General features: G+C 68.1%; 5 protein-coding genes. 4 read left to right on the top strand and 1 reads right to left on the bottom strand.

All coding sequences use genetic code 11. The features are described 5' to 3' along the window. Positions 1-503 precede the first annotated feature (503 nt). The gene (locus I6A60_RS33610) at positions 504-1,931 is read right to left on the bottom strand and encodes an NF041680 family putative transposase (protein WP_203011821.1); all 1,428 of its coding nucleotides are present in this window, start codon (positions 1,929-1,931) and stop codon (positions 504-506) included. Positions 1,932-1,981: 50 nt separating this feature from the next. On the opposite strand from I6A60_RS33610, the gene I6A60_RS33605 reads away from it, so the two are divergent. From I6A60_RS33605 to I6A60_RS33590, 4 genes are all read left to right on the top strand, one after another. Continuing rightward, positions 1,982-2,461, top strand: coding sequence for a MarR family winged helix-turn-helix transcriptional regulator (locus I6A60_RS33605; RefSeq protein WP_203011823.1), 480 nt, complete (start codon positions 1,982-1,984; stop codon positions 2,459-2,461). A gap of 828 nt (positions 2,462-3,289) precedes the next feature. After that, positions 3,290-4,159 carry an ABC transporter ATP-binding protein gene (locus tag I6A60_RS33600; RefSeq protein ID WP_203011824.1) on the top strand — a complete coding sequence of 290 codons (870 nt, stop codon included), beginning with the start codon at positions 3,290-3,292 and terminating at the stop codon, positions 4,157-4,159. After that, entirely contained in the window at positions 4,120-5,055 is a 936-nt protein-coding gene (locus I6A60_RS33595) for an ABC transporter permease (protein WP_203055784.1), read from the top strand. Before I6A60_RS33600 ends, I6A60_RS33595 begins: the two co-directional genes overlap by 40 nt. Continuing rightward, positions 5,052-6,128: an ABC transporter substrate-binding protein gene (locus I6A60_RS33590; protein ID WP_203011826.1), complete on the top strand. Its 1,077-nt coding sequence runs from the start codon at positions 5,052-5,054 to the stop codon at positions 6,126-6,128. The genes I6A60_RS33595 and I6A60_RS33590 overlap by 4 nt, the downstream gene beginning before the upstream one ends. Positions 6,129-6,241 lie beyond the last annotated feature (113 nt).

Raw genomic sequence — 6,241 nt, 5'->3', positions numbered from 1 at the left:
ACGTTCAGTGACCGCTGGCCGTCCGCCGAGACCTACTAGATCAAATCAGCCGGAAACACCGTTACCGAGATAGTCCCGTCGCGGCCCGACAGGCCAACGGCCGGTGATCCCACGGGGGAAGGGATCATCGGCCGTCACAGAGCTGAACGAAAGTACCGCATCACGGCGGAAACGAGAAGCTGTTCTAGGCGGATCGCTCCGGCATCGACCAGGCCCGGGTACACGAGCGCAGTAGCGGGAAGGTGCCGCGTAAACGAGCCGGCCAGCGCGTGGACGCGGTCGGCCTCTTCGCTGCTCCGGAGCCCTACGGCGGGATGACACGAAGCCGGTCAACTGGCTGCGCGACCCTGTCGAGGCCGCCCGCGACGCCGACGGCTGGTGAAACAACGCACGCGCGTTGGCAAGCGAGACGGTCAGGACTGCCACGTTTGCGTCGACGTCGCGCATCCAGGCACGACATCGTCGTACCGCCTGACGGCGGCTCGCACACCTGAGCTTGTCGTTTAACTTGCCTGCCGCTGAGGCTGTGTCTGGGTTGACCTGTCCTTGATCTTGCCGACGGGTTGGGTGGTGGCGGGTCGTCGGTTGGTGCTGCCAGTTGGGCGGCCGGGTCCGGGGCGGCTCGGTTTCGGTGCGCTGGCTGGCTGGGAGGTTTTCGGGCGGAGGTTGCGGAACCCGCGTCGGACACGGGCTGGGGTTAGTCGGCCGGGGCGGGCGGGTCGTTCCCAGGGGTGGCGCAGGTCGATGGCTAGGGGGCGGGCGAGGCGGAGCTGGGTGTAGGCCGCGAGGATCAGCCAGGTCCAGCGGTCCGCGGCGGCCGGGCTGCGTAGCCGTGGTGTCGTCCAGCCGAGGGTCTGTTTGAACATGCGGAAGGTGTGCTCGAGATCGAATCGGCGTAGGAATGCGTGCCAGAAGCGGTCGACCTGGGTCGCGGTGGCGCCGGTGGTCGAACACCACAGCCAGAGTGGCTTCGGGTTGCGGTCGCCGGGCAGCCGTTCGACGACGAGGCGGATGAGGGTTCCCTCGAGGATCGGGAGTTCGCCGAGATGGCTGGTCCAGGCAGCGCGGCGGGTCAGCCGTGGGTGCGGCCGGTCCCAGGCGGTGGCGACCGTCTGTCCGTAGCGGGTGGTGTCCGTGCTGGTCGTGACCGCGGGTTCGGGCCAGCTGGCGGGGTCTGCGAGACGGAACTCGGGGCCGTGACGGGGCGGTCGTCCGTCGACCCGGGGTGGGCGGGGTGGCACGGGCAGGCGGAAGACCCGGTCGCAGCGCAGCCGCCCGCACAGCTCGACGGGTAGATCGGCCAGTAGGAAGGCCAGCCGGGTGACGTCGTAGTCGGAGTCGCAGACGATCAGGACGTCCAGGTCGGTGGGTGTCCACTGGCCGGCGTCGATCAGCAGGCCGACCAGGTCGCGCAGTTGGCGGGCGGTCACCTCGGTCGCGTCGTCGTCCGGGCCGAGCCGGATTGCGTCGAGCGGCGCGGTCCAGGACGAGCGGCCCGGTTCCAGCGCGGCGACGAACGAGTAGGGCCAGCCGGGGATCATCTGGGCGTTGCCCTTCCCACGGCCGTAGGTGTGGCAGAACAGCCGGTCCGGGCTGGTCGCCGCGTCGGGACGCAGCCACGGGCTGACGTCCACCCCGAGCACCAGGCGCCCGTCCGCCGTTCGGGGTAGGGGCAGCCCGACAAGGGCTCGGCGCAGCCGGGCGACCTGCACCGTTCCCTGGTTGACCGCGTCGTAGAGCGCGCCGTGCCCGCGGCGGTGCTCCGGCGCCAGTGACAGACCGACCAGGCTTCGTACCGGCCCGTCCGCGCACAGCACCGCCTCGGTCAGCTCGAACAGCGCGTCGGGCCTGCTGGTCAGGCAGGCGTGGAACTCCCGGCGAAACGCCGATAACACGGCAAGGTGCTCGACCTGTGCTGCCTCATGCGGCAAGCTTGCCTCCGCGACCTTCTGGTGATCACTGGTTCCTTTGGCGAGAAGCCATGATCGCCAGGAGGTCGTTGCGCGTCAGGGCGACACGCGAGACCACGCCATGCCACCTGCACCTATCACGCAGCGCGACGCCGAAGGTTAAACGACAAGCTGAGGGCCTGACGCCGACCCAGGCCTCCGTCCTCGGCCTGGTCGTCGCGCGTGGGTCTGTCGGCGTGGCCGCCATCGTCGCCGCCGAGGGCATCAACCCGACGATGCTGTCGCGGGTGCTCGGCAAGCTGGTCGACATGGGCCTGGTGGTCCGCGGCGCGGCCCAGGGTGACCTGCGGGCCGTCACGGTCGCGCCCACCGACCGTGGGTGCGAGCTCCAGGAACGGCTGAAGAAAGATCGGGCGGACTCGGTCGCCCGGCTCGTGTCCCAGCTCACCCCGCAGCTGGTGGTGCAACTCGAGGAGTGCCTGCCGGCGCTCGAGAGGCTCGCGGACGCGTCGACCGGCACCGCCTCGGCCGCACCGCGACGGATTCGGTGACCGCGGGCCTGGCTGTCCGGTGTCTTCGGAGAACTCCGCCCGGCACTTGGACGACGTGCTCGCCGCGGACGTCCAGTTCGGGGCCGCTTCGGTTGACCCCATCGACAGGATCGTCGCCCCGGGGGGCGTGACTCGCCCAGCGTCGACCACTTCGTGTGGCAGCCGACGCTCGCGCCGAGGCCTGCTGGCGCTCGCTCGTACTCGTTGACGAGGCCTCCGAGGGCGGGTCGTCGCTTGATCCGTTTCGTGGTGAGGTCGGCGGTCGGCGAGCCCGCTGCGGTGCCACCGGCGCTTGAGCTCCTCCCACGTCCGGCGGCTCGGCGGGGTTCTGAAGACTCATCTATGACTACTGATCGTGCTCGTGACACTCCGCTCGGTGGGATCCGGTCGCCGCGTCGCTGACTGTCGCGCGCCGGTCCGTGCCTCTTTGCCGAGGTAGCGACCCTGTCCGTTGCTTAGGGGCAATCTAATTTCGGGGCCTTGACTTCGAAGGAGGCGCCAGTAATCTGTATACACCTGCCGACGGGAGGCCCGGCCGGATGGACGCCGGGAGCCGAGGGCAGGCAGGGCAACAGGGAACCCCGCAGCGTCCCGAGCGATCTCGGTGACGGGCGTCGATCCACCCGCGCATCGATACGTCGTCCACGGCCGGTCCCCCGTGCAGCGGCGGGACGGCAGAACGCGCTTACCGCGCGGCAGCACCTGACGTGGAAAACGCCTACCCCGGATTACCCGGCGGGCGCGGGCTGGCTTTAGGAGGGCTGAGATTTGGAAGGTGCCTCGGCGTTAGGCGCGAGCACGACCCAGAGCATCGACGGTGCGCCGGTAGTGGAGTTCAGGGACGTCTCGGTAACCTATGCGGGCAAGAACGTGACTCGTCCCGCAGTCGTCGGAATCGACCTCACGGTCCCCAAGGGCAGCTTCATCTGTGTCGTCGGGCCGAGCGGGTGCGGCAAGTCGACCATCCTGCACGTGTGCTCGGGCCTTCTGAAGATCTCCAATGGTGAGTTCCGGTATCTCGGTAAGGAATGGAACAAGCTTCATCCCGGCATCGGCTATGTCACCCAGCGCGAGACCTTGCTGCCCTGGAAGACCGTGCTGGGCAACATCGCGCTCCCGCTCAAGATCAAGGGTGTCTCGCGGCAGGAGCGGCGCGAGAAGTCCGAGGCGATGGCCGAGAGCGTCGGCCTCAAGGACTGGCTCAACCGCTATCCCCGCGAGCTTTCCGGTGGTATGCGCCAGCGGGTGCAGCTCGCTCGCACGCTGGTCACCGACCCGACGCTGCTGCTGATGGACGAGCCGTTCGGCGCGCTCGACGCGGTCCTGCGGGTCCGGATGCAGGAGTTCCTGAAATCCAGGATCGCCGGGACGGACCTCACGACCATCTTCGTCACCCACGACCTCACCGAGGCGCTTGCCCTCGGCGACCAGGTCGTGGCCATGGCCGGCGCGCCTGGGCGGGTCGGGCAGATCAGCTACCTCGACGACCTCCCACGTGAGGTCTCGCCCCTGGAGCTGCGTCAGTCCCCGGCCTACGCGGCCCACGAGATAAGCCTCTGGAAAACGATCGCAGGAAACCTGTCCGACGACGGCCGTGCCCTGAGCAGCGATGTCCCGCCGGGGCCGGACCTCATGGACGAGGCTGGCCCGGACCCCGCGTGTGCCTCGGCCCAGCAGGCAACCGGGAGAAACGCATGACGCCACAAGCCCTGGCAAACGCCGGTACCGCCGACGCGATGGCGCCCGGCTCGACCGGCCCCGATCCGGGCGTTCCCGAGACCGCTCCGCCGGCCGTCGTCCCGACCGGCAGCGCCCGCCGGACCCGTTTTGTGTCCTTCCTGCGCCGGCTGGCCATCCGGCTGGCGATCATCGCGGTGATGATCGGCCTCTGGTTCTATGCCAGTGGCCGGATATTCCCCGACTTCATCATCTCCCGTCCGGACCAGGTGGTGCGACGTTTCGGTGACTGGCTGAGTGACGGCTCGCTGCTGTCCAACCTCGGTGTGACGCTGGAGGAGACGACGATTGGCTTCGTCATCGGAAGCGTCGTAGGATGTATTCTGGGAATCCTCTTCGGGCTTTACGAGTCGGTCGCGCGGACGATCTCACCGTTCGCGAACATGCTCTACTCGATGCCGAAGATCATGCTGTCGCCCCTCATTGTCGTCTGGTTCGGGATCGACCTTACGATGAAGGTTTTCATCGCGGCGCTCTCGTGCGTGTGGATAGTTTTCTATAACGTCTGGAACGCGACCAGGCGAATCGACACGAACCTGCTCGATCAGTTCAGGCTGATGGGCGCGAACCAGCGCCAGATCGTCGCCGGGCTTTATCTCCCCGCGGCGACCACCTGGTTGTTGACGAGTCTGCGCATCGCCTTCCCGATCGCGCTGATCGGCGCGGTCGTGGGTGAGTTCGTGGCATCGGGCAAGGGACTCGGGCACGCGGCCCTCGACGCCGGCCAGCGTTATGACTCGGCCGGGGTCCTGGTCGCGGTCCTGACGATCACGGTGGTGGCGTCCGTCATCGACGCACTTCTTGGAGTCGTCCAGAGCCGAGTAGCGCTCTGGCAGGGTGAAGGAGCACGACATTGATCAACTTACGCACCGGTTCGTCGGACAGACGGGCGGCCGGAGCAAGGCGGGGGCTGCGACTCGTCGCGCTGGGGGCGCTGCTGGTCACCGGGGTGGTGACGGCGTGTTCGGGCGGCGGCAAGACCGTTCAGGCCAGCAGCTCCGGGATACGCACGGTCCGTATCGCGCAGCCCTTCACCTCCACCCTGAACTCCGGGCTGCTGGACGCCATCGGGCAGGGCTACTTCAAGGCCCACAACATCCAGGTCAAGTTCATCTCGGTCAACAACGGCGCCGCCCTGCAGACGACCCTGGGCGGTAGCGCCGACATGGCGCTCGCCTCCGGGGTGCTGCCGCTGACGGCACTGAACCAGGGCCAGCAGTTCAAGGTCTTCGCCCAGATCGGCAGCGGGTTCCCCGAGTCGGTGATCATCTCGACCGACGCCTACAAGTCCAGCGGCCTGACCGACGCCTCCACGTTTCAGCAGAAAATGCAGTTCCTGGCGGGCAAGCCGTTCGGCGTGAGCAGCCCGAGTGGTTCGACCGTCTTCGAGATGCGCTACCTGTTCAAGCTGGCCGGCCTGCCGGAGAGCGACTTCAACATGGTGACGCTCGGCTCCGGTGACGGCATCCTCGCCGCGCTGAAGAGCCACAAGGTGGTCGCCGGCAGCATCGGTTCTCCGTATCCGCAGGTGGCGGAGTCGGACGGCTACGCGAAGATCCTGATCAGCGTCACGGGCGGAGAGGTGCCGCAGCTGAAGAACACGTTGACCTCGGTCCTCGTGGTGACGCCCCAGTTCTATGCGAAGAACACGGCGCTGCTCAACGACTTCAAGGCGGCGCTGGCCGAGGGCCAGAAGTACGTCTACGACCAACCGACCGAGTCCGACGACTACGTCTGGTCGACCTACTTCAAGACCAGCCCCAAGACGGCGATTCTCGAGGGCCTCACCGCGCAGCGGGCCGGCAAGTCCATCTCGACGGCCCCGGCCATCGACCCGACGGCCGCCCAGAACCTGGTGACCTTCATGAAGGCGACCGGGCAGGCGGTGCCCGACAGCTGGCGCACCATCTTCCCGGATCTGAGTTCCTGAACTGCCCGGGGCCGTCCGCCACGAGCTGACGGTCCCGAGCCTGGTGGCCGTGGGGGGGGGGGGGGGGGGGGGGGGGGGGGGGGGGGGGGGGCGGGCGGGCGGGGGGGGGGGGG

It is taken from the genome of Frankia sp. AgB1.9, from assembly GCF_016786355.1.
Taxonomy (GTDB): Bacteria; Actinomycetota; Actinomycetes; order Frankiales; family Frankiaceae; genus Pseudofrankia.
Note: the sequence above shows the minus strand (reverse complement) of the source record. Positions and strands in the feature narration are given on the sequence as shown.